We start from the raw sequence: 21,763 nt of genomic DNA, 5'->3' as shown, positions 1-21,763 counted from the left end.
TTTCTGATAAAGCATCACCAAAAGTGATAAAAAAAACCCTAAACTCTGAATGATCAGTAGAATAGGGTTTTTGTGAGGTACCTAGCGGATTCGAACCGCTGTAGATGGTGTTGCAGACCACTGCCTAGCCGCTCGGCCAAAGTACCATTTTTAAGTGGTGCAAATATAGAAGTTTTTATTATTCAAACAAAGTTTTTAAGCGATTTCTTTCTTTCCCAAATTTTCAATATCGCTTTTTGCCTGTTTTTCAGCCTGATAATTTTTGATGGAGATTACTCTTGTATCGCTCCAACTGTCATGCCATCCATTCTCGCCTAGAAAGGATAGACCGTCAAATGGTACCAATCTGCAAATGTTTCTTATCAAATAATCTTTTTAGTGTTGGTTCTGTTCCGTCGGTCATGATGACTTTTGATCCTATCACAAACTTCCCTATGCTTCTTCCTTTCGTAAAATATTCCAGTAGGAAAATATAAACAAAAAAGATAATGTTTGTCATAACAATATCTGCCAGTCTACTAATTCCTTTAAGTTGGTCGAAGAATTTTGTAAAATAGTAAATCCCCAGAAGTCCATCAATAAAGCCTCCAATGATAGCAAAAGCAAAAAAGAACATATTGAAAACGACTCTGTCAATCACAATGCTTCCCAATCTTGCCCATTTTGTAGCTCTGTGCCTGTCGATTATTTTTAAATATTTTCTCATGGTTACTATTGGTTAGTTTTTATAATAAGTTTAAAATCCTTTCAGCGTAAATCTCAAATTCGCATTGGTGTCAATTACAGCAGTAATTCCGGAATCATTCAGTAGAATTTGTTTTGGCTTCAGATTAGATACTCTACCAGTCATTTTCAGACCTTTGTAATATTCTTTGTTAAAAGCTTCTTCAATGCTTTTTCGAGATGTAGTTTCCAATTCAGCGGTAGGAATTCCGTATTCGTCCTCAATCATTTTTACGATTTTTCCTTTGAAAAGAGAAGTGGCTAATTTTTGAAGAATGTTGGCTGTTTTAAGCTTAAATTTTGTGTCTGAAAGTACTATTTTTCTTTTGGTTTCGTCGTAAACAGGAATGCCGGAAATAAAAGCGGTTCCTTTCACATAACCTTCTGTATCTGCTTCTATCATAATACGGTTTGCCTCACCGTATACTTTGATATCTGTAATTTTCACCTTAGAATCTCTTATGTCAAATTCTTTATTGAGAAACGTTTTCTTGGCGATATTCGTGGCTTCAGAAAACGGAATATTTGCAGTGGTCTGCATTAGAAACTGGTCTGCCAAAAGTGGAATAAAATTAAAATTCATCACTGCTTTTGCTGGTTGCGAAGCTTCGGGTTTTGTTCCGGTGTAGGTTTCAGAGAAAATATCGATGCCGATATTGGTGTTAATCTGATTTCCGTAGAATTTAAGCGGAGTAATGTTGACGTTGATAGGTGTGATTTTCAGCCAGGTATTATATTCCTCCGAAATATTGAAAGGTTGAGAAAAAGCATTCCAGGCTAAAACTGCGTACTGTTGGAAATTCAATTGCGAAGCCATTTGCTGATCAATGGTTTTGCAAAAATTATATTGTTGTTCTTTTAAACTTTTTTCAACTAGAGAGGTGATGGGAATTTCAATTTTACCAAAATCTAAGACAGGTTTTTTTACCCATTTGAAACCCATAGGTTGTGTGAAAGTGCTTACCGTCCAATTATTTTTAAAACTTAAAGCGGTTTTAAAATACATCACCGTTTCAAAAGTTGTTTCCTGGTAGGTGTATACTCCCAAAGTTCCAATTCCCTTTTCTGCCCAAATTTTCAATGGAACTTCAATCAAAATATTCTGATTGGCATCTCCAACGAGTCGTATCGGTCGGGTTTTCCAAACTTTTACTTTGAATTGGTCATTATCATTGTCTGTGTAAGAATCATCCTGAAAAATCAAATCTTTTACCGAAGCATTGATCATTTTGCTGATTTCCGACAGCGGAAGAGTCACCGGCATCGTAATGCTCGATTTTATTTTCGGAAAATTATAAATGGCATCGCCAGAAGTATTGCTCTGCCCCAAAATACCAATAGATAGCAATAGAAATAAAATGTTGAATATCTTCACTGTGTTTTGATTTTAAAACTGAAAATTACTCATTTTCTGTAATTCTGCCTAACAAAAAACTTTTTTCAAGTTCAATGCTTGCACCTTTCATTTCACCCTTCATTGGCGGACTGGTTTTGGTAATTCTCAATTTAATGTAAGAGATCTGATTGAATTTCTCTCTGATTTTCGTGATAATTCTTCCTGCAACGTGCTCAAGCAATTTAGATTTAACCTTCATTTCATCATGAATAATCTGATTGATTTCTGCATAGCTTATTGTATCATTCAAATCATCAGAAACCGCAGCATCCCACAAATCGGTATGAATTTCTGCATTTAAAATATAGTATGTCCCAATAATGTTTTCTTCGGGAAGGACGCCATGGTAAGCGTAGATTTTTACGTCTTCTAAAAATATTTTGCTCATGTTTTTTTAATTTAAACGGTCTTTGTCAATCGAATTGAGATTTACCTGATTTATAACGTTGTTTTTATTGGCTAACAATAATATTTTAGCAGCAAACTCACCTTGAATTCGATTTTCATTTACATCTACTAAAAGTTCTTCTAACGTAATTTTATAAAGATTTGCTGGAAATTCATTCAGGAAGTTGACGACTTCTGATAATGCCTCATCGATTTTATTTTCATCAACAAGACAAAAATACTTTAGTTGAGATGCAAATTCATTTGATTTATTTTTGCTTGAAACCAGTTCTGCATAATAAAAAGATTGTCTGAAATCATTCAGGCAATAGTAACTGTAGGATATAGATATATATTGATGTTCTTCTAATTTAGGACTAATATTTTGTAATGGCAAAAGTAGTTGTATGGCATCATTATATCGTCCTTCATCATGAAGTTTTCTGGCTTGAATTATTATTTCCTTTGGGGACATCAAATTATTATATTTTCGATCTAAAAAAAGCGAGTAAAAACCCGCTTTGAAATTTATTTAATGCTTTTCGAAAGATCGAGCATTGCCTCAATAGGCTTCAGCGCTCTCAGTCGAAGCTCTTCTTCAATGATAATCTCAGGAAGTTCATATTTCATACACAAGTACAGTTTTTCCATTGTGTTTCTCTTCATGTAAAAACATTCCGAGCAGTTACAGCTTTCATCAAAAACCAACGCAGGAATCAGTTCTTTGTGTGGTGCACGTTTTCTCATTTCGTGAAGAATTCCTTCCTCAGTTGCGATAATGAATTTCTGACAGTCGTCTTTTTCAACAAAATTCAACAAAGCAGAAGTCGAACCGATGAAGTGAGCCAGTTTTAAAACCGCTTCTTCACTTTCCGGGTGTGCAATCATTTTTGCGTCAGGATTATCTGCCAACTGCTGGGCAATTCTTTCCATTGAGAAAGCTTCGTGTACGATACAGCTCCCGTCCCAAAGAATCATATCACGACCGGTTTTTTTAGATAAATATCTTCCTAAATTCTTATCCGGAGCGAAAATAATCGGTCGGTCGGTCGGTAGAGCTTCAATCACCGTTTCAGCGTTTGAACTAGTTACGATGATGTCGCTTTCTGCCTTTGTTTCTACATTACAGTTGATGTAGGTTGCAATCAAAGCATTTGGATGTTGCTCACGCATTTTTCTCAAACCTTCTCCTGAACAGCCGTCTGCCAAAGAACATCCTGCCATTGTATCGGGAAGAACAACTTTTTTAGTCGGGTTCAGAATTTTTGCAGCTTCTGCCATGAAATGTACTCCGCAGAATACAATCATGTCGGCATCGGTGTCTTTTGCCTGTCTTGCCAATTGAAGAGAATCTCCCAGGAAATCAGCAATATCCTGAATTTCTCCCGGTTGATAATAATGCGCAAGAATAACGGCATTTTTTTCTTCTTTCAGTTGGAGAATGGCTTTTACCAAATCTTCTCCCTGAGGAATAGCGATATCTTTTAGATCTAAAAATCCTTTTACTGGAAGTGTAGATTTAGCTTTTTCTAATGTTTCGGTGCTCATGTCGACCTGTGTTTTTGTTTTATCAAAATTAAAAGTAATAAATAAGAAGTTAGTTGTGATTAAATTTGATTTTTCCACGAATCAAACTTCCATCCTTCCGCTTCTAACTTTTACTTTCCAATAAAACTTTTTATTAAACTTTCTATTTCTATTTTTGCTTGATTCAAATCGCTGTTAATCACGATTTCGTCAAATTCTATGGCGTAAGTAAGCTCTTCTTCAGCTTTTTCTACGCGGGTTCTGATGGTTTCGGCATCATCGGTATTTCTTGTGATCAATCTCCGTTCCAATTCGGCAATCGAAGGCGGTTCTATGAAAATCGACAATGCTTTTTCTCCAAAATATTTTTTTAATGAAATTCCGCCTTTTACGTCTACATCAAAAATAACAACTTTTCCCTGATTCCAAATCTTTTCGACCTCAGATTTTAGAGTTCCGTAATATTTATCGGTATACACTTCTTCAAATTCCACAAAAGCTTCTTCAGCAATTTTCTGTCTGAATTCGTCAGGCGAGATAAAGTGATAATCAACCGCGTGAATTTCACTTCCTCTTGGTTGTCTCGTTGTGCATGATATAGAGAATTCCAGTTCCGGAATAGCTTCCAGAGAATGTTTTACCAGTGTTGTCTTACCGCTTCCCGACGGCGCTGAAAATATGATAACCTTATTCATAATGATAAGAGATAAATTATAATTGATTTTTATTCAACTTTTTACTTCTAACTTGGCTCTTTTACCTGGTTACAAAACGTTTAACGTTTGCTCTTTAATCTTTTCCAAATCATCTTTCATCATCACGACTAATTTTTGAATTTCTGCGTGATTGGCTTTTGAACCTAAAGTATTGATTTCTCTTCCGATTTCCTGAGAAATAAAACCAAGTTTCTTTCCGTTGAAATCTTCGTTTTCCATTACTTCAGAATAGTATTTCAAATGCTGGGAAAGTCGTACTTTTTCTTCCTGAATGTCTAGCTTTTCAGTAAAATAAGCCATTTCCTGATAGAACCTTGTTTCGTCAACATTTTCAAATTCCTTTAAGGTTTTCATGTAACGTTCTTTCACAGCATCAATTCTCACCTGCTCGTAAGGAACAACTTCTGTCAGAGATTTATCAATATTTTTGATGTTTCTTTCCAATTCTTCGTGAAGAATATTTCCTTCCGTTTTTCTAAATTCCTGGAATTTATCGACTGCGTTATTTACGATTTTAGCTAACGCTTCCCATTCACCTTCAGTCAATTCGTCTGGTCTTGAAGTGATCGCGTCAGGAAGTCTAACGGCCATTTTCAGATATTCAAAATCCGGTCCATCAGAAGCGATATTTTTAAGCTCATTTATGTAAGAATCGATCAAACTTCTGTTGATTTTTACATCATTCGTTTCTTCAAGATTCTCAATATTGATGTAGCAATCTACCTTTCCACGGATGATTCTATCGTTTAGAATTTTTCTTACTTCAAATTCTTTTTCTTTATAACGCAAAGGAATTTTGATATTTAAATCAAAGCTCTTGCTGTTCAGCGATTTAATATCGATCGAAATTTTTTTTCCTTCAAAAACACCTTCGGCTCTACCGAAGCCGGTCATTGATAAAATCATAGTTTTTTATTGTTGTACAAAGATAAACATTTAATTTAGCAGATTTAATATTGATTTGAAATTTGCAGTTTGAGATTTGAGATTCATTTCACAAATTATTCATCAGGCATCAGATATCTATCATCAAACATCCATCATTCCATGAAAACCCTGATTTCAGTTGTAGGTACCACCGGAATTGGCAAAACAAAACTTGCTATTGAGCTTGCTAAGCATTTTGATACAGAAATTATTTCCTGTGATTCCCGACAGTTTTTTAGAGAAATGAAAATCGGAACTGCTGCACCTTCGGAAGATGAACTTTCGCTGGCAAAACATCATTTTATTGGTCAGCTTTCGGTAAGAGATTATTATTCTATCGGTCAGTTTGAGCATGATTCTTTGGAATTACTGGATCGGCTTTTCGAAAAATATGATATTGTCATTATGGTTGGCGGAAGCATGATGTATGAAAAAGCGGTGATCGAAGGTTTGAACGATTTGCCTGAAGCCAACGAAGAAAATCAGGAAAAACTGGAAGCGATCTGGAAAAATGAGGGAATCGAAAAACTTCAGGAGATGCTGAAAGATTTAGATCCTGAATATTACCAAAATGTAGATATTCATAATCAGAGACGGTTGCTTCGGGCGATTGATGTCATTTGGCAAACCGGAAGAACATATTCTGAAAATATTTCTCATGACAAAAATCCGAGAAATTTCAAAACGATAAGAATTGGCATTGAGGCGCCACGGGAAACGATTTATGAAAGAATCAATCTGCGTGTCGATAAAATGATGGAAAACGGTTTGCTCAATGAGGCTAAAAATCTGGATGAGCTAAGAAAATCTCACGAAGGAAGAAATTTGGCATCGCTAAATACTGTTGGTTATTCGGAGCTTTTTAAATATTTTGACGGAGAATGGGATCTTGATTTCGCGGTTTCTGAGATTAAGAAAAACTCCAGAAGGTTTGCAAAACGCCAACTGACCTGGTATAGAAAGGAAGAGAATATTCATTATATAAAAGCGGGATATTCGGAGGAAGATTTTAATGGTTTGATTGAATATATTGATTCTAAAGCTTCAATCTGATTCTTTATCGCAAAGATTTATCTAAAAAATGTATGATCTTTAAGGTGCAAAAAGTGGCGACAAAGTCGCCTAAGGGAGTTGCTTCATCAGAATTAATTTCTTGATTCCAATCTTTGCTCCTTAATAATATTCATACTAAAAATAAAACTTTGCGTTTAAATTAACGCACACTTTGTCATTCCGAAGGAATCTCAAAAACGCAATTACAGAACTCTACAAATCTAGTCTAGATTCCACGCTTCACTTCAGAACTTCGTTCGTAGACCTTCAGTCTATGCTTTGAATGACAATTCAGATGCTAAAAATGTTTTTGCTTAAAAACAAAAAAATGCGATCCCGAAAGACCGCACTTCAAACAATATAATTAATTTACTACTTCCATCCGCCACCTAAAGCTCTGTACAAATCGACAATACTGCTCAATCTTTGTCTTTTTACGGACGCAAGATTAAGTTCAGCCTGCAAAGAGTTTCCCTGAGCGGTAATTACTTCTAAGTAATTGGCCATTCCTCCTTTATAAAGCATTTCGGCACTTTTGATTCCGTTTTTTAAGGTTGTCACCTGTTCGCTGGCTTTTTGTTCCTGAACTTTCAGGCTTTCATTAGAAACCAATGCGTCAGAAACTTCACCTACAGCATTTAATACAGACTGACGGAACGCCAAAACATTTTTCTCTCTCTGAATTTTAGCAACATTTAAATCTGTTTTCAACTGTCTTTTCTGGAAAATAGGCTGAGTCAATCCTCCTAAAACAGAACCGAACAATGATGCAGGAATTGAAAACCAATTATCAATTTTAAATGAATTCACGCCACCTGTTGCGGTAATTTTCAATGAAGGATACATATTTGCCTGAGCAATTCCTACGATTGAATTTGATTCCAACAAAACCAATTCCTGCTGGCGAACATCCGGACGACGACTCACCATCGCTGCTGGAAGTCCCGCAGAAATGTCTTGTGGTAAAGATGTATCGGACATTTCAATGGTTCTGTTGACTTTATTCGGATTTTCACCGACCAAAATACTCAGGGCATTTTCCTGAATTGCAATATTTTGTTCTAATTGAGTGATCAAAAGTTCTGTTGATTGCTTTTGGGCAGTCGCCTGTTGAACTCCCAATGAGGTCGTGTCGCCGCTTTGCCACAATTTTTCAGTAAGGGAAAGCGTGTTGGTGCTTAAATCTAAATTTGATTTTGCAATCTGTAATTGTTTATCAAGCATCAATAAATTGTAATAACCCTGAGCAATCGCAGCAACTACTTGTGTCTGAATTGCTTTTGTCGCTTCATAAGTCTGCAGATACTGCATTTTTGAAACTTCCTGCTGGTTTTTTATTTTGCCCCAAATGTCTGCTTCCCAAGATAAGTTGAATGCTGCATTATAATCTTCAACGTGACTCTGACCTAAAAATAAATTTAAGCTTTGCCCATTCATGCTGTTCTTAGAAGGCTTTGAAATCTGTGCAGAAACTCCGAAACCAACATCAGGATACTGAAGATATTTTGCCTGTTTCAGTTTTTCCTGTGAAGAAGCGACTTGTTTTAAGGCAATCTGTAAATCGTAATTGTTTTTAATTCCTTTTTCAATTAAACCTTGTAAAATAGGATCGTTGAAAAACTGTTTCCACTGAAGGTTGGCAACACTTGCTGTGTCGGCGGTTGCGGTGTATTTGAATGTTTCGGGAAGTTCGGGTTTCGTTTCCTGATAGGCCAGTTTCGGCACACAGGAAACGGCACCTAATGCAATCCCAAAAGCGATGATTATATTTTTTACTCTTTTCATAAGGCTATATATTTAAATTGATCACAAAACTTTGAGTGATAAGCAAAGTTGTCTTTAGTAGGAGAAAATATTCTGCTTGTTTTAGAAAATCTTAAAAATTAAATTTGAAGAAAAAATTTTGTGCGAATTTCAGATCTCAAAGTTTTGTTAATCATTTATTATTAATGTACTGTTGCTAAAAGTTCTTCCTCCAGTTTTTGTCTTTGAAGTCTTTTATTTTTTCTGCTTGGCATTTTTTCATGTAAATACTGGAAAATCACATACATCACCGGAATGATGAAAATCCCGAAGACAACCCCCGTAAACATTCCACCAACGGTACTGATTCCGATAGAGTGATTTCCTTTTGCTGCTGCACCTTGAGTCCAAACTAATGGTAACATACCAATGATGAAAGCAAATGAAGTCATTAAAATTGGTCTCAAACGTAATCTCGAAGCCTGAAGAGCAGATTCAATCAATGTCTTTCCTGCTTTTCTTCTTTGAACGGCAAATTCCACAATCAGAATCGCATTTTTCGCCAACAATCCGACGAGCATGATTAATCCAACTTGCACGTAAATATTGTTATCAATTCCTGCCAATCCTGTGAAAGCAAATACTCCGAATATACCTGTTGGTATGGTTAAAATAACCGCAAAAGGAAGAATGTAACTTTCATACTGAGCTGCCAATAAGAAGTACACAAACAAGATACTTAGCATAAATACAAAAGCAGTCTGTCCACCGGTTTTGATTTCTTCACGGGTGATTCCTGTCCATTCGTAACCATATCCACGAGGAAGTGATTTTTGGGCAACTTCTTCTACTGCTTTAATGGCGTCTCCGGTACTGTAACCAGGTTTTGGAGTTCCGTTAATAGTTACGGCGTTGAATAAGTTGTTTCTTGAAACCGTTTCTGGTCCAAAAGTTCTTTTTAAAGTCACTAGAGTCTTTACAGGAACCATTTCGCCGGTTTTATTTTTAACATAAATTCCTTCCATAGAATTCGCATCAGTTCTGTAAGGAATATCTGCCTGAGCCATTACTCTGTAATATTTTCCGAATCTGTTGAAGTCTGAAACGAAACTACTTCCGTAATAAATCTGCATCGTCTGCATCAATTCGGTTACAGAAACTCCTAACTGATTGGCTTTATCTGTATCTACATCAATTGTATATTGAGGATTTCCTGCTGCGTACGTTGTAAATGCAAAAGCAATTTCAGGACGCTTCATCAATTCACCGATAAACGTCTGAGTTGTGGTTCCCAATTGCTCAAACGAACCGTTGGTTTTATCCTGCAACATAAATTCAAACCCTGAAACGTTACCAAAACCTTGTACGGTAGGGAAGTTGAAGAAAAATGCGTTGGCATCTTTTACTTGGGCAACTTTCCCTGTTAAGGCAGCTGCTATCTGATCGGGATCTTTCACTTCGCCACGGTCTTCATAATCTTTCAGTTTAATAAAGCCTGCAGCATACGGAGAAGCGTTAGAATTACTGATAAAGTTCATTCCATCGGCTACCCAAAGATGGTTTTTGGCTTTTTCACCGTTGATGATTTTATCAATCTGTTCAGTGGCTCTGTGCGTTCTGTCTAATGAACTTCCAGGAGGCGTATTCACTGCGTATAAAACAAATCCCTGATCTTCTGTTGGAATAAATCCTGTTGGAGCTTTATTAATCAAGAAAACACTTGCTGCTGTGATCAACGCTAAACCTGTAACGGCAACCCATTTATTTTTAATTAAAAACTTAAGGCTGTAAATGTATTTTCTGGTCATGTTGTTGAAGCTCTTGTTGAAAGCGTTGAAAAACTTCGCTCCAAAACCTTTTTTCTGACCATGTTCACCATATTCTCCCTGAGGATCATTTAATAATAAAGCACATAAAGCCGGACTCAAAGTCAATGCATTAACCGCTGAAATCATAATCGCAATCACCAAAGTAAAGGCAAACTGTCTGTAGAAAACTCCCGCAGGACCCTGCATAAAACCAACCGGAATAAACACCGCACACATTACTAAAGTAATAGAGATAATTGCTCCCGAAATTTCACTCATTGAGTTCGTAGTTGCCTGTTCGACTGGCATTCCTGTCTGCTCCATTTTTGAATGGACGGCTTCCACAACGACAATCGCATCATCCACTACAATTCCAATTGCGAGTACCAAGGCAAACAATGTCAACATATTGATACTGAAGCCAAACATCTGAAGGAAAAAGAATGTACCGATAATTGCTACCGGAACGGCAATCGCTGGAATTAATGTAGATCTGAAATCCTGAAGGAAAATATACACTACAATAAATACCAAGATAAATGCAATGATCAAGGTTTCCACAACCTGATGAATCGAGGCATCCAAAAAGTCTTTTGAATTGTACATAATGATTGGCTCAACTCCCTTAGGTAGGGTAGTTTTCATTTGCTCAACCTGCTTTTCAATATCAGTTAAAATTTCGTTGGCGTTAGAACCTGCAGTCTGTAAAATGGCAAATCCTGCTACAGGCTTACCGTCCATTCTGTTGGCTGCGGTGTATGTATAAGAACCAAATTCTACTCTTGCAACATCTTTTAATCTTAAAAACGAACCGTCACTGTTTGATTTGATGGCGATGTTTTCGTAGTCTGCATTTTTATTTAACTTACCTTTATATTTTAAGATATATTCGTAAGTTTCCTTGCTTCCCTGTCCCAGACGACCAGGAGCAGCTTCTAAGTTGTGATCTTTTACTGCTGCTAAAACTTCCTGTGGAGAAAGATTATTAGCCGCCAAACGGTCTGGTTTCAGCCAAAGTCTCATCGAATAATCTCTCGTTCCGAAAACCTGCGCCTGAGCAACTCCCGGAATACGCTGTATCTGCGGAATTACGTTGATTTTCAAATAATTCTGTAAGAAAAGTTCGTCATATTGTTTTGGATCATCACTTGACAATCCCATAAACATAATCATACTGTTCTGAACTTTCTGCGTCGAAATTCCAGCCTGTACAACCTCCTGCGGAAGCTGACTCATTGCTTTTGAAACACGGTTCTGAACATTGACCGCTGCATTATCCGGATCAGAACCTTGCTTGAAAAATACACTCAGAGTCATGGATCCGTCGTTACTTGAGTTAGACGTCATGTACGTCATATTCTCAACACCGTTCACGGCTTCTTCAATAGGAACAGCCACGGAACGGGCAACAACTTCTGCATTCGCTCCCGGATAAAATGCCGTCACCTGAACGCTCGGCGGTGCGATATCGGGAAACAGCGTAATCGGAAGGTTGAAAACCGACATCGCTCCCAACAGCAACAATATTATGGAGATAACCGTAGAAAGTACCGGTCTATCTATGAATTTTTTTAACATAAGAAGTTTATTTTTTAATGTTGTTTAAACGCTTTTCTGACTTTTGTATTAAAAGTTTAACGCTTTTTACAAAGGTCTCGCTCTTAAAAGACTGTCAGAAGAAATCGCTTTCGGCTGAATGGTAACCCCATCTTTCAACGCTCCGATTCCTGTGTAAACGATTTTGTCACCTGCAGCAACTCCTTCAGAAATAAAGTAATAGCTTTCTGTTTTTCCTGAGATCGTTACAGGTTTTGAGGTTACTTTTTTATCTTTCCCGACTACATAAACGTAGACTTTATCCTGTATTTCAAAGGTTGATTCCTGAGGAATAACCAACGTGTTGACAAATAACTGTGGCATACGAACTCTACCTGTATTTCCTGTTCTCAAAGCTCCGTTTGCATTAGGGAATACTGCGCGAACGCTGATTGCACCTGTGGTTTTATCAAACTGTCCGTCTACAATGCTCATTTTACCTTTTTCAGGATAAGTGGTATTATCTGCGATAACCAAATCTACCATCGGCATGTTTTTCAGTTTCTCGTTTAAGGTCGCTCCCGGATATTTTTTCTGGAAACCAATGAAATCCAATTCACTTAAAGAGAAGTAAGCATAAATTTCACTGATGTCTGATAACATGGTCAACGGATTGGCATCTGTTCTTGAAATTAAACTTCCCTTTTTGTAAGGAATTCTTCCAATGTAACCACTAACTGGTGCTGTGATAGTTGTAAATCCTACGTTGATTCTAGCTCCGCCAACTGAAGCTTTTGCCTGTGATCCTGCTGCAACGGCTGCGGCATAATTGGCTTTTGCAGTTCTCAGTTGTACATCAGAAACTACCTTTGCAGCAACTAACGGCTGAAGTCTGTCAACCTCAACTTTAGCTTTCTGAATATTGGCATTGGCAACCTGTAAATTAGCGTTAGCCATGTTCATCTGCTCTCCGTAAGCTCTGGAATCAATTTTAAATAATGCTTGTCCGGCTCTTACATAAGCACCTTCTTCTACATATATTCTATCTAAATATCCGTCAACCTGCGATCTGATTTCCACATTGTTTTTTCCTTCCAATGCGGTAGGGAATTCTTGGTAAATAGTTGCGGGTGACGTAGTAACGGTAAATACGGGTAATTCTGGAGCGGGTGGAGCAGCATTAGTGCCTTCTGCCGCTTTTGTGCAACTTTGTAAAAAAATGATACTCGATATAAGTACGATTAATTTTGTTTTTGCGGTTGTTTTCATTGTAAGTTTTATTTTTTAATGAAGTGTTAGATTGAGTAATGTTGTATTATATTAAATTTGCGTTATTATTTCTAACAGTGTTAATAAACAAGAAAAAAAATAACAGAATTTGTGTGAAGATTATTTTGATGTTTTCATAATTGCGGTATTAAGTTTGTTTTATAAATATCATTGTTGTTACAGTGTTTTTTTTATTAACAGTGTTAATGATAAGGAAATAGAATCGCAAGGATTAGAGTAAAGAAATTATGTTTCATTGTATAAGATATTTATTTTTTATTTTAAATAAGAAAAGAGTAAACTATTTCGTGTTAAGTTTCCTAACGGTGTTAATTTTTGGTTCAAAAAAAATTTACAAAGATTTAATAAAGGCCGAAACTGTTTCGTCTAATGTTGTTTTATTCATTGTTGAAGGAATATCATCATTTCTCATCATCATAATCGAAATCAATCCGTGAACTGCAGAGAACAAAGCGTGAGAAGAGTGACATGCATTATCTGGGTTTGAACCTTTCTTCTTAATAATTTCAAAAGTACAGTCGTAAATCATATCCTGAAAAGAAGAAAACTCTTCTTTCATTAAACCTTTTCCGCTACACTGCATTCCCAAACCAAACATCAATTGGTAATACTCTTTATTTTTAAAGGCAAAATTCCAATAAGCATCTACAATTGCGATCAACTGATCCTCCGGACTTTCATGTTTTTTTTGAGCTTTTAGTAAATCTATTTGCAGACAATGAAAACCATTGATAGAGATTTCGTATAAAATAGCTTCTTTGTTTTCAAAGTGATCGTACACAACTGGGGCACTATATTCTATAGCATCAGCGATTTTACGAATTGAAAGTGAAGCCCAACCGTCAGTTTTAGCCAAAGTAAATGCAGCCTGCAAAATATTTGCACGGATAGATTCTTTTTCTCTTTGACGACGTTCATGTAATCCCATGATTTTATTTTACTAACAGTGTTAGCAAAACTACAAACATTTATGCATACTAACCAAATAATTTTTTAAATTTAATTTATGACAAAGAAGTTGAATAACTTTGATAATTAGCGGACTGCTGATAGAATGGGTATTGAGGTACACTATTATTTAATTATTGTAAAAATTAATAGATTAAATAGTCTAACTCAATTAATTATTGTTTTTAGTAACTACTAAAAGAAATCTTTATCTTTGTATGCAAATAAAGAAGATATGAATACTCCCTCAAATATGTTGGCATTAGGTACCAAAGCGCCGTTTTTTGAACTTCCGAATCCTTCAAAAAGCAATGAAGTTCAGTCATTAGATGATTTAAAAGGTGAAAAAGGTACTTTGGTGTTTTTTATATGCAACCACTGTCCGTTTGTGCTTCACGTCATCGATAAACTGACAGAATTATATGAAGATTATAATGAGGCGGGGATCGAATTTATCGCCATCAGTTCAAATGATGTAGAGAAATATCCTGCAGATTCTCCGGAAAAAATGATTGAATTTCAGATTGAAAGAAAATTTGATTTTCCATATTTGTATGACGAAAGCCAGGCGATTGCAAAAGCGTATGACGCAGCTTGTACTCCTGATTTCTTTTTCTTTGACGATAAATTAGATTTAATTTACAGAGGCCAGATGGATGATTCGAGACCGGGAAATCATAAAGAAGTGACCGGTGAAGATTTGATTATCGCTTTTGAAAATCTTTTAATTGGTGAACCACAGGAAGAAATTCAACGTCCAAGCATGGGTTGTAATATTAAATGGAAATAAATATTTTAATTCATAATAAAACAAAAACCGTCAGATTATTCTGGCGGTTTTTGTTTTTAGGTGTATTATTATAATTTGAAAGTTTTATACGTTCGGATTAGGAAAAGATAACTTGTGCAAAGTGAAAAACTAGGCTATATCTTAGTTTTTTTCATTGTATTTTTTAAATTTTCTAATTCATGTAGCTCGTATTTTTGCCTACCAGATAAGTTTATTTCTTTTAAATTATTAGGAAATAACTCTGGACTCAGATCTATTAGGTCTGTATCACTAAGTCCTAAAATTCTTAAGTTTTGCATTTGACTCAATGTTGTAGGTAATTTATTCAGTTTGCAGTTTTCAATACGCAGCGTTTTTAAATTGTGTAATTGACATATTGAATCAGGAATTGAACTTATTTTATTTCCTCTAATCATTAAATATTTTAATGACTTTATATTAGTTGTCCATTGAGGAAAGGTTTGGAATGGAAGATTTAGAAGTGAAATTTTTTTTAATTTTTTTAAGTTGGCTATTTCTTCAGGAAGTTCAAAATCATCCAAATCATAAATGATTGGATCAGCTTGAATCTCTAATACTTTTAGGTTTACTAATTTTGAAAAGATAGCACCTTCATGCTTTAGATTGTGTTTTATAAATATTAGACTTAGTTTTTTGCAATTCTTTGGATTTTGAATTGCATCATTTAATAATGAAAATTTAGTTTTTTTGAAGAGATACATCTTTCGTGATATTTCGTTCGTCTTTTTATCTCAAAAAAGGATTGTACTGTTTCTCAAAACCAATCGTCGTAGGATTTCCATGCCCTGAAAAAACCTGTGTTTCTTCATTCAATGCAAAAAGCTTTGTTTTAATTCCTTCAATCAATTGCTCATAATTTCCTTTGTATAAATCGGTTCTTCCGATGCTTCCTTCAAATAAAACATCACCTGAAATTATGAATTTCTGAGTTTCATTATGATAAACAACACTGCCCGGAGAATGTCCAGGAACATGATAAATTTTAAATTTTTCTCCATCGAAATCCATCTCATGACCTTCATTTATATATTCGGTTTCAACTTTTACCGCAGGGATTTGAAAACCAAACCTTGCTCCGCTTGCCTGAAGCATATCTAAAACTTCCTGATCTTCCTGATGCATCGTCACAGGAACTTTAAATGTGTCAGAAGCCCACTGTAAACCCAAAACATGGTCAATATGAGCATGTGTCAAGAGTATTTTCTGGATTTTTAAATCATTTTCAGAGATGAAATTTGAAATTGCCTGCGTTTCCTGTTCATTCATATTTCCAGGGTCAATCAACCATGCATTTTTATTTTCATTAAAAAGAACATAAGTATTTTCACTCGCAAAATTGAACACGAAGGCCTGTATTTGAAACATATTCTGAATATTTTTTTATCAAAAATACGATATTCTTTAGAGATTCGTTATCTTCGTCATAATGAAAACGTTGCAGATATTTTTACTCAGTTTAGGTTCTTTAGCTTTCGGGCAGAACATTCAAAGTGTACAGCTATTTAATCCTCAGACGAACGACGAAACGCCGGTGATCAGTATGAATCAGCAGTTGGTTTTAAGTTTTGATGATTTGACCAATTCAAGTACTATCTACAGGTACACCATTAGGCATTACGACAGAAACTGGCAGGACGATAATCTTTTCTTCACTGAAATTGCAACGGGAAGTATGAATGCCTTGCTTGATCAGTTTGAATATTCTTTCAACACACTACAGCCATACACTCATTATAAACTGAGTTTTCCAAATGATAAAATCAGACCTAAGATTTCTGGAAATTTTGAAATCATTGTTTATAAAGACTCTGCTGACAAACCACTTTTTACCAAAAGATTTTCTTTAGTGGAAGATCAGGCAAATTTAGCTCTAAATATTTCAAGAATTGCGGACGCAAGAAATCCCAACGTTAACCAAAGGGTAGAAGTGCAGGCGACTTCTAAAGGTGGTGATTTGTCTTCAAATGTCAATTCTATGACGCTGAATGTGATGCAGAATAACAATCAGAATATGACCATCAAAAATCTTAAACCAAGCTCTACTTTGGGAAGTCAGATTTTGTTTCAGCAGATGAGTATAGTATTTCCAGGGAATAATGAATTTTATTATTTTGATAATAAGAATATGAACATGCCGGCAGACATGGTACAAGAAACGGGTTTGAAAGACGGTATCAATCATACTTATCTTCATCCTGTTTGGGCATATCCCTTAAACTATCAATATCAGCCAGACGTCAATGGTGCTTTTTATTACCGAAGAAATGATTTAGGATTGGAAAGAAATGCAGAGCGAGAAGCAGATTATTCTTGGGTGCATTTTTCTCTAGATTCTGATTCTATGGAAAAAGAGCTTTATATTTTGGGAGGATTTAATGATTTTAAAGCCAGCAAAGAATCACAGATGATATATGACGCAGCGAAGAAACAGTATGTCGCAAAAATTTTCCTGAAACAAGGTTTCTACAACTACATTCTTGCAACGAAAGAAGCTGATGGTTCATTGAATTTGGGAGAGATCAACGGGAATTTCTGGCAGACAGAAAATCTGTATCAGGCATTTTTATACTACAAGCCATTTGGAAGAAATTATGACGGATTGTTGGGGTATGGGGAATTCAGAACGCCTGTAAAATAATTCTTAGAAATCAACTAACTAAAAAAATAGATATCGAAGTATACTTTGATTCAGAGGAGCGAAATGTTTTAGTAAAGATATGTTATTAGAATTCTATCTCCGTAGACAGCGACATATTTGTTATTAATGTCTATTAATCTATTTTTTTTTAACATAAAAAACCTTACAAATTTTCCATTTGTAAGGTTGCTGTTTTAAGGTGTACAAGACCTTTACAGATAAAATCAAACTATATAATAATGTCAAAAAAAGTCGTCAATTAAATATCTTTTTTTAATTCTTAAAAATGGCAGTGATAAAAAGGCTATCGTTGTCTTCAAATAAATAATGAATATCAACTGGGAATTTTTCGGTTTTATATACCTGAATTTCCTTACTTTTTATATCTAATTTCTCGTATTTACTCAAAATAGTATTGATGGATTTTTTTAAATCATCCAAAAAGTACTTGTCTTTATTGTGTTCCTCGGCATTAAAAACCCTCATCAGCATTCGGATGTCATTCTTTGCAATTGATGACAATAAAACTTTCATTACGCACAGCTTTTTTCAAGTTCTGTTATGCTTTCAAAGAAATCAAGTTTAGTCTTATTGTTTTCAGAGTGAAACTGAATTCTGTTAAAAACTTCATCCAACTGAAATTGCGGAACATTAGATTTTGGAATCGTATCTAAATTGTCAACGATTTTAATGAACGCTTCTGCAAGTTCCGGAGTGAAACTTTCAATTTTTCTTTTTAGAATTTCTATACTTGAGTCCATTATTTCTAAATTTTTAAATCGGCCCTATCTTTTGATAGAGTAAAAGTATGAAAAAATATTAAATAAACAAACTAACCCCTATTAAATTTATTAAAAATTTGAATAATTGTATTTTTATTTTAATAATGAGGTGTTTTTTAAGGGGGTGAGTGAGAAAAAACAAAAAAAGACATTTGATTGCTCAAATGTCCTATGTATTTTTAAAATTTAAAATTTAAACAAAATAAAACTCATTGAGTTTTTCTTCGCAGAGTGTTTTTACCACGTCAATCCAGCGGTCCTCATCATTTAAACAAGGAATATAATGGAAATTTTCTCCGCCACCATGCTCAAACTGATGTTTTCCTTCAACCGAAATCTCTTCTAAGGTTTCTAGGCAGTCGGAAACAAAAGCCGGACAAACAATCGCAAGGTTCTTAATTCCTTTTTTGCCGATGGTTTCCAAAGTCTCATCAGTATAAGGTTCCATCCATTTGTCTTTTCCTAACCTTGATTGGAAAGTAACCATCACTTTCTCTTTTGGTAAGCCTAATTTTTTAATTACAGAATTGGTCACGTCAAAACACTGATGACGGTAACAAAACTGATGGCTCGGATTGTTCTCACGCGAACAGCAATCGTTCAGATTACAGGTATTCGTAGGATCTGTCTTATATATATGTCTCTCCGGAACTCCATGGTAAGAAAACTGTAATGCATCAAAATTTTCAGGAAGTTTTTCTCTGATGCTTTCTGCAAGGCAGTCTATGTAAATTTCTCTGTTATAAAAAGGTTGAATATAATTGATTTTAATTCCCGGAAATTTCTTTTTTCTTACTTCCTCTGCTTTTTCGATTACAGTTTCAGTCGTACTCATTGCATATTGCGGGTACAATGGAAATAAAACAATTTCCGTCACGCCCTGGTCAACCAATTTCTGAATTCCTGCTTCAATGCTTGGTTGAGCGTATCTCATGCCGATTTCTACCGGAACATCCACCAATTTCTGAAGTTTTTTCTGGATTTTCTGCGTAATGACGATCAAGGGCGAACCTTCATCTGTCCAGACTGTTTTATAGGCTTCGGCCGATTTTGCGGGTCTTGTATTAAGAATTATTCCCTGAACCAAAAGTGCACGAAAAAACCATCGGTAATCAATCACTTTTTCATCCATCAAAAATTCATCAAGATATTCTCGTACATCAGGTACAGATGTTGATCTTGGTGAACCGAGATTGACTAATAATATTCCTTTCATTATATATAGGTAATAAGAAATGGGTAATGAGTAATTTTACTCATTGCTTATGTTTTTATCCGTTTACTGCTTCTACGTGTTGTACTAAATCGGGAACAAATTGTTTTAAAATGTTTTCGATTCCACCTTTTAAAGTGGCAGTAGAACTTGGGCATCCTGAACAGGCTCCCTGTAAAAGCATTTTTGCAGTCTTGTTGGCTTCATCATATTCTATCAATGAAATTTTTCCACCGTCATTTTCTACTGCAGGAGCAACGTATTCATTCAATATATCAGAAATTTTCTGCTCGTTGTCTGTATATTCTCTGTTGATGATGTTCTCTACCGGACTTTCGTGTTTCTGTGCAACCACGTTCGAAATCTCCCCACCACTTTGAAGATACTCAGCGATAAAACCGCGAACAGCCATCATTACCTGATGCCATTCCACAGAATTATCTCTGGTTACTGCAACAAAATTGTCTGAAATGAAAACTTCTTTTGCGAAATCGAAATCTTTAAAAATCGCCTGAGCCAAAGGAACTCCATCCGATGTTTCTCTTGATTTTACCTCCACAAAACCTTCCATCAGTACTTTGCTCGAAACAAACTTCATTACATTGGGATTCGGTGTCATTTCTGCATAAATCTGAACCATTTCCTTTTTCTTCTGAAGATAAATTCTTGGGTTTGCTAGAAGTTCGTCCTCAATTACATTTTTCAGGTTTTCAGCAATATGTTCCCATTCTACGGTATCTTGTTTTGCAACCGCAACAAAATTAGCAGTAATGAAAATTCTTTCCACAAAAGGATAATTGAATACTTCCTGTGCTAAAGGAATTTCTGATATATCTGAATTTCTGTCCAACTCTAAAGACCCGGGAATCAAATTGTAATCAGCTACAAATTTCATCACTTTTGGGTTTTCTGTTGGCTCTATAACAATAGTATGCATTTTTTCTTTAAATTTGAGATACAAAAATACGGATTTAGAACTTAGAAGACCGAGCTTGGGAGTTAGATTTTTGCTATCACTGTAATTTAGAATTTGTGATTAACTATTTAAATTTTCAAACTGGCTTATCAATAAATTTTCAAATTAATATAAATGGCACTTGTAAAAGAACTTTTAGGAAAAGCACCGCAGATCGGAGAAAATACTTTTTTGGCAGAAACAGCAACGATTATTGGGGATGTTGTGATGGGAAGAGATTGCAGTATTTGGTACAACGCAGTGATAAGAGGTGATGTGAATTACATCAAAATGGGAGATAAGGTCAATGTTCAGGATAATGCCATGTTGCATTGCACGTATGAGAAATTCCCTTTGGAAATAGGAAATAACGTTTCTATTGGTCATAATGCCATCGTTCACGGATGCCGAATTAAAGATAATGTTTTGATCGGAATGGGATCTATCGTCATGGATGATTGTTTGGTTGAAGAGAATTCCATCGTTGGCGCAGGTTCTGTAGTAACACAGGGAACGCATATCAAATCTGGTGAAGTGTGGGGCGGCGTTCCTGCAAGAAAAATAAAAGATATTTCCTCAGCATTATTGGAAGGCGAAGTGAATAGAATTGCCGATAATTATGTGAAATATTCTTCTTGGTATAAAGAATAAAATGAAATTATTCGATAGAAACTGGCTTGGCTCGTTTTAATATAAAGAGTAAGTCTGTGGCTTTAGCCAAAACCTATTTTTAATCATGCAAAAATATAAAAGCTCTGAACTAAATTTTAGTCAGAGCTTCTTTTATAATTAAAATTACTTGATTAAGGATAAATCAAAACTGCTTTTTCAGCTTGGCATTTCACGCCGCTAGGCTCGGCAGGCATCATACAGTCTGAGGTAATGCTGTATTTTTTATTAAATTCAGACATCTTCTGTGTGTATTCTTCAATTTTAGGAAGTATCGTCGCATCACTTTTTTTAGGATAAGCGATGTAGGAAACAGGGCCACCACAAGCTTTTGTTCCAATAGGAGAGAATGCCCAATCTGCAGCATTGGTACATTTTTCTTTAGCAACCATTGCTTCTATTGAAGCTTTTAATTTATCAAGTTGTGCTTCATCATACTTCTGAGAACTCTCATCAGCTGGTCTTTCCGAAATATCTTTTGGCATATCTGCAGGATCATTGCTTTGTGCAGATTTGCACGAAAGCATGGTGAGAATTGCAAATAAAACAACTGCAGGAATTTTTAGCATTAAGTTTTTCATAATTACTTTTTTTAGTGGTCATCAAATTTCGTTCCTTACTTTCATTTTTTGTAATTTTGC

23 protein-coding genes and 1 tRNA gene are annotated in these 21,763 nt (G+C 35.4%); 4 read left to right on the top strand and 20 right to left on the bottom strand.

The features are described 5' to 3' along the window. Window positions 1-75 precede the first annotated feature (75 nt). The 9 genes from AR685_RS13185 to AR685_RS13150 all read right to left on the bottom strand — a co-directional run bounded on the left by AR685_RS13185 (window position 76) and on the right by AR685_RS13150 (window position 5,655). Window positions 76-146: transfer RNA gene (locus tag AR685_RS13185), tRNA-Cys, on the bottom strand. 49 nt (window positions 147-195) lie between these two features. Then, window positions 196-345: a hypothetical protein gene (locus AR685_RS18155; RefSeq protein ID WP_156122513.1), complete on the bottom strand. Its 150-nt coding sequence runs from the start codon at window positions 343-345 to the stop codon at window positions 196-198. Continuing rightward, window positions 332-706 (bottom strand): RDD family protein, encoded by a 375-nt coding sequence (locus AR685_RS13180; RefSeq protein ID WP_059124858.1) that lies wholly within the window; start codon window positions 704-706, stop codon window positions 332-334. The genes AR685_RS18155 and AR685_RS13180 overlap by 14 nt, the downstream gene beginning before the upstream one ends. A 30-nt stretch (window positions 707-736) precedes the next feature. Next, on the bottom strand, window positions 737-2,098 hold the full coding sequence (locus tag AR685_RS13175; RefSeq protein ID WP_059124857.1) for a DUF4403 family protein: 1,362 nt from the start codon (window positions 2,096-2,098) through the stop codon (window positions 737-739). Between the two features lie 25 nt (window positions 2,099-2,123). Beyond that, window positions 2,124-2,507, bottom strand: coding sequence for a dihydroneopterin aldolase (gene folB / locus AR685_RS13170; RefSeq protein ID WP_047444637.1), 384 nt, complete (start codon window positions 2,505-2,507; stop codon window positions 2,124-2,126). 6 nt (window positions 2,508-2,513) lie between these two features. Beyond that, the gene (locus AR685_RS13165; RefSeq protein WP_059124856.1) at window positions 2,514-2,981 is read right to left on the bottom strand and encodes a hypothetical protein; all 468 of its coding nucleotides are present in this window, start codon (window positions 2,979-2,981) and stop codon (window positions 2,514-2,516) included. 53 nt (window positions 2,982-3,034) lie between these two features. Continuing rightward, entirely contained in the window at window positions 3,035-4,054 is a 1,020-nt protein-coding gene (gene nadA, locus AR685_RS13160) for a quinolinate synthase NadA (protein ID WP_059124931.1), read from the bottom strand. A 110-nt stretch (window positions 4,055-4,164) separates the two neighbouring features. Beyond that, window positions 4,165-4,728, bottom strand: a complete 564-nt coding sequence (gene gmk / locus AR685_RS13155) for a guanylate kinase (RefSeq protein WP_047444633.1) — start codon at window positions 4,726-4,728, stop codon at window positions 4,165-4,167. 69 nt (window positions 4,729-4,797) lie between these two features. Then, window positions 4,798-5,655: a YicC family protein gene (locus AR685_RS13150; RefSeq protein WP_059124855.1), complete on the bottom strand. Its 858-nt coding sequence runs from the start codon at window positions 5,653-5,655 to the stop codon at window positions 4,798-4,800. A 141-nt stretch (window positions 5,656-5,796) separates the two neighbouring features. Here AR685_RS13150 and miaA point away from each other — a divergent pair, with 141 nt between their 5' ends. Beyond that, window positions 5,797-6,729 (top strand): tRNA (adenosine(37)-N6)-dimethylallyltransferase MiaA, encoded by a 933-nt coding sequence (gene miaA, locus AR685_RS13145; RefSeq protein ID WP_059124930.1) that lies wholly within the window; start codon window positions 5,797-5,799, stop codon window positions 6,727-6,729. A gap of 372 nt (window positions 6,730-7,101) precedes the next feature. Here the strand turns inward: miaA and AR685_RS13140 are convergent, their stop codons facing one another. The 4 genes from AR685_RS13140 to AR685_RS13125 form a co-directional block, all read right to left on the bottom strand. Beyond that, window positions 7,102-8,514 carry an efflux transporter outer membrane subunit gene (locus AR685_RS13140; protein ID WP_059124854.1) on the bottom strand — a complete coding sequence of 471 codons (1,413 nt, stop codon included), beginning with the start codon at window positions 8,512-8,514 and terminating at the stop codon, window positions 7,102-7,104. A 161-nt stretch (window positions 8,515-8,675) separates the two neighbouring features. Continuing rightward, window positions 8,676-11,858: an efflux RND transporter permease subunit gene (locus AR685_RS13135; RefSeq protein ID WP_059124853.1), complete on the bottom strand. Its 3,183-nt coding sequence runs from the start codon at window positions 11,856-11,858 to the stop codon at window positions 8,676-8,678. A gap of 66 nt (window positions 11,859-11,924) precedes the next feature. Then, window positions 11,925-13,085, bottom strand: a complete 1,161-nt coding sequence (locus AR685_RS13130) for an efflux RND transporter periplasmic adaptor subunit (protein WP_047444621.1) — start codon at window positions 13,083-13,085, stop codon at window positions 11,925-11,927. Window positions 13,086-13,437: 352 nt separating this feature from the next. After that, window positions 13,438-14,034, bottom strand: coding sequence for a TetR/AcrR family transcriptional regulator (locus AR685_RS13125; RefSeq protein ID WP_047444619.1), 597 nt, complete (start codon window positions 14,032-14,034; stop codon window positions 13,438-13,440). Between the two features lie 255 nt (window positions 14,035-14,289). On the opposite strand from AR685_RS13125, the gene AR685_RS13120 reads away from it, so the two are divergent. Beyond that, window positions 14,290-14,844, top strand: coding sequence for a thioredoxin family protein (locus AR685_RS13120; RefSeq protein ID WP_059124852.1), 555 nt, complete (start codon window positions 14,290-14,292; stop codon window positions 14,842-14,844). A gap of 134 nt (window positions 14,845-14,978) precedes the next feature. Here AR685_RS13120 and AR685_RS13115 read toward each other — a convergent pair whose 3' ends face one another. Together AR685_RS13115 and AR685_RS13110 are read right to left on the bottom strand one after the other, a co-directional pair. Next, window positions 14,979-15,566 carry a leucine-rich repeat domain-containing protein gene (locus tag AR685_RS13115; RefSeq protein ID WP_059124851.1) on the bottom strand — a complete coding sequence of 196 codons (588 nt, stop codon included), beginning with the start codon at window positions 15,564-15,566 and terminating at the stop codon, window positions 14,979-14,981. Between the two features lie 25 nt (window positions 15,567-15,591). After that, window positions 15,592-16,230 (bottom strand): MBL fold metallo-hydrolase, encoded by a 639-nt coding sequence (locus AR685_RS13110; RefSeq protein WP_059124850.1) that lies wholly within the window; start codon window positions 16,228-16,230, stop codon window positions 15,592-15,594. A gap of 61 nt (window positions 16,231-16,291) precedes the next feature. Here AR685_RS13110 and AR685_RS13105 point away from each other — a divergent pair, with 61 nt between their 5' ends. Beyond that, entirely contained in the window at window positions 16,292-17,503 is a 1,212-nt protein-coding gene (locus tag AR685_RS13105) for a type IX secretion system plug protein domain-containing protein (protein ID WP_059124849.1), read from the top strand. 273 nt (window positions 17,504-17,776) lie between these two features. Here the strand turns inward: AR685_RS13105 and AR685_RS13100 are convergent, their stop codons facing one another. The 4 genes from AR685_RS13100 to AR685_RS13085 form a co-directional block, all read right to left on the bottom strand. After that, on the bottom strand, window positions 17,777-18,037 hold the full coding sequence (locus AR685_RS13100; protein WP_059124848.1) for a hypothetical protein: 261 nt from the start codon (window positions 18,035-18,037) through the stop codon (window positions 17,777-17,779). Next, window positions 18,037-18,264 carry a hypothetical protein gene (locus tag AR685_RS13095; protein ID WP_047444608.1) on the bottom strand — a complete coding sequence of 76 codons (228 nt, stop codon included), beginning with the start codon at window positions 18,262-18,264 and terminating at the stop codon, window positions 18,037-18,039. Before AR685_RS13095 ends, AR685_RS13100 begins: the two co-directional genes overlap by 1 nt. A gap of 214 nt (window positions 18,265-18,478) precedes the next feature. After that, window positions 18,479-19,501: a ferrochelatase gene (gene hemH, locus AR685_RS13090; protein ID WP_047444607.1), complete on the bottom strand. Its 1,023-nt coding sequence runs from the start codon at window positions 19,499-19,501 to the stop codon at window positions 18,479-18,481. Between the two features lie 55 nt (window positions 19,502-19,556). Then, entirely contained in the window at window positions 19,557-20,435 is an 879-nt protein-coding gene (locus AR685_RS13085; RefSeq protein ID WP_047444605.1) for a NifU family protein, read from the bottom strand. 153 nt (window positions 20,436-20,588) lie between these two features. Between AR685_RS13085 and AR685_RS13080 the strand changes: the two genes are divergently transcribed. Continuing rightward, entirely contained in the window at window positions 20,589-21,104 is a 516-nt protein-coding gene (locus AR685_RS13080) for a gamma carbonic anhydrase family protein (RefSeq protein ID WP_059124847.1), read from the top strand. A gap of 152 nt (window positions 21,105-21,256) precedes the next feature. On the opposite strand, the gene AR685_RS13075 is transcribed toward AR685_RS13080, so the two are convergent. Continuing rightward, window positions 21,257-21,703, bottom strand: coding sequence for a hypothetical protein (locus AR685_RS13075; RefSeq protein ID WP_047444602.1), 447 nt, complete (start codon window positions 21,701-21,703; stop codon window positions 21,257-21,259). Between the last annotated feature and the right edge of the window lie 60 nt (window positions 21,704-21,763).

The sequence above is a fragment of the Chryseobacterium sp. JAH genome, assembly GCF_001507335.1.
Taxonomy (GTDB): Bacteria; Bacteroidota; Bacteroidia; order Flavobacteriales; family Weeksellaceae; genus Chryseobacterium.
This window is presented reverse-complemented; position numbering and strand designations above follow the sequence as displayed.

Excerpts from the sequence above, each read along its gene's own strand:
- AR685_RS13180 (WP_059124858.1), bottom strand. The coding sequence starts at position 706 with ATGAGAAAATATTTAAAAATAATCGACAGGCACAGAGCTACAAAATGG.
- folB (WP_047444637.1), bottom strand. The coding sequence starts at position 2,507 with ATGAGCAAAATATTTTTAGAAGACGTAAAAATCTACGCTTACCATGGC.
- AR685_RS13165 (WP_059124856.1), bottom strand. The coding sequence starts at position 2,981 with ATGTCCCCAAAGGAAATAATAATTCAAGCCAGAAAACTTCATGATGAA.
- nadA (WP_059124931.1), bottom strand. The coding sequence starts at position 4,054 with ATGAGCACCGAAACATTAGAAAAAGCTAAATCTACACTTCCAGTAAAA.
- gmk (WP_047444633.1), bottom strand. The coding sequence starts at position 4,728 with ATGAATAAGGTTATCATATTTTCAGCGCCGTCGGGAAGCGGTAAGACA.
- AR685_RS13150 (WP_059124855.1), bottom strand. The coding sequence starts at position 5,655 with ATGATTTTATCAATGACCGGCTTCGGTAGAGCCGAAGGTGTTTTTGAA.
- miaA (WP_059124930.1), top strand. The coding sequence starts at position 5,797 with ATGAAAACCCTGATTTCAGTTGTAGGTACCACCGGAATTGGCAAAACA.
- AR685_RS13140 (WP_059124854.1), bottom strand. The coding sequence starts at position 8,514 with ATGAAAAGAGTAAAAAATATAATCATCGCTTTTGGGATTGCATTAGGT.
- AR685_RS13135 (WP_059124853.1), bottom strand. The coding sequence starts at position 11,858 with ATGTTAAAAAAATTCATAGATAGACCGGTACTTTCTACGGTTATCTCC.
- AR685_RS13130 (WP_047444621.1), bottom strand. The coding sequence starts at position 13,085 with ATGAAAACAACCGCAAAAACAAAATTAATCGTACTTATATCGAGTATC.
- AR685_RS13125 (WP_047444619.1), bottom strand. The coding sequence starts at position 14,034 with ATGGGATTACATGAACGTCGTCAAAGAGAAAAAGAATCTATCCGTGCA.
- AR685_RS13120 (WP_059124852.1), top strand. The coding sequence starts at position 14,290 with ATGAATACTCCCTCAAATATGTTGGCATTAGGTACCAAAGCGCCGTTT.
- AR685_RS13115 (WP_059124851.1), bottom strand. The coding sequence starts at position 15,566 with ATGTATCTCTTCAAAAAAACTAAATTTTCATTATTAAATGATGCAATT.
- AR685_RS13110 (WP_059124850.1), bottom strand. The coding sequence starts at position 16,230 with ATGTTTCAAATACAGGCCTTCGTGTTCAATTTTGCGAGTGAAAATACT.
- AR685_RS13105 (WP_059124849.1), top strand. The coding sequence starts at position 16,292 with ATGAAAACGTTGCAGATATTTTTACTCAGTTTAGGTTCTTTAGCTTTC.
- AR685_RS13100 (WP_059124848.1), bottom strand. The coding sequence starts at position 18,037 with ATGAAAGTTTTATTGTCATCAATTGCAAAGAATGACATCCGAATGCTG.
- AR685_RS13095 (WP_047444608.1), bottom strand. The coding sequence starts at position 18,264 with ATGGACTCAAGTATAGAAATTCTAAAAAGAAAAATTGAAAGTTTCACT.
- hemH (WP_047444607.1), bottom strand. The coding sequence starts at position 19,501 with ATGAAAGGAATATTATTAGTCAATCTCGGTTCACCAAGATCAACATCT.
- AR685_RS13085 (WP_047444605.1), bottom strand. The coding sequence starts at position 20,435 with ATGCATACTATTGTTATAGAGCCAACAGAAAACCCAAAAGTGATGAAA.
- AR685_RS13080 (WP_059124847.1), top strand. The coding sequence starts at position 20,589 with ATGGCACTTGTAAAAGAACTTTTAGGAAAAGCACCGCAGATCGGAGAA.
- AR685_RS13075 (WP_047444602.1), bottom strand. The coding sequence starts at position 21,703 with ATGAAAAACTTAATGCTAAAAATTCCTGCAGTTGTTTTATTTGCAATT.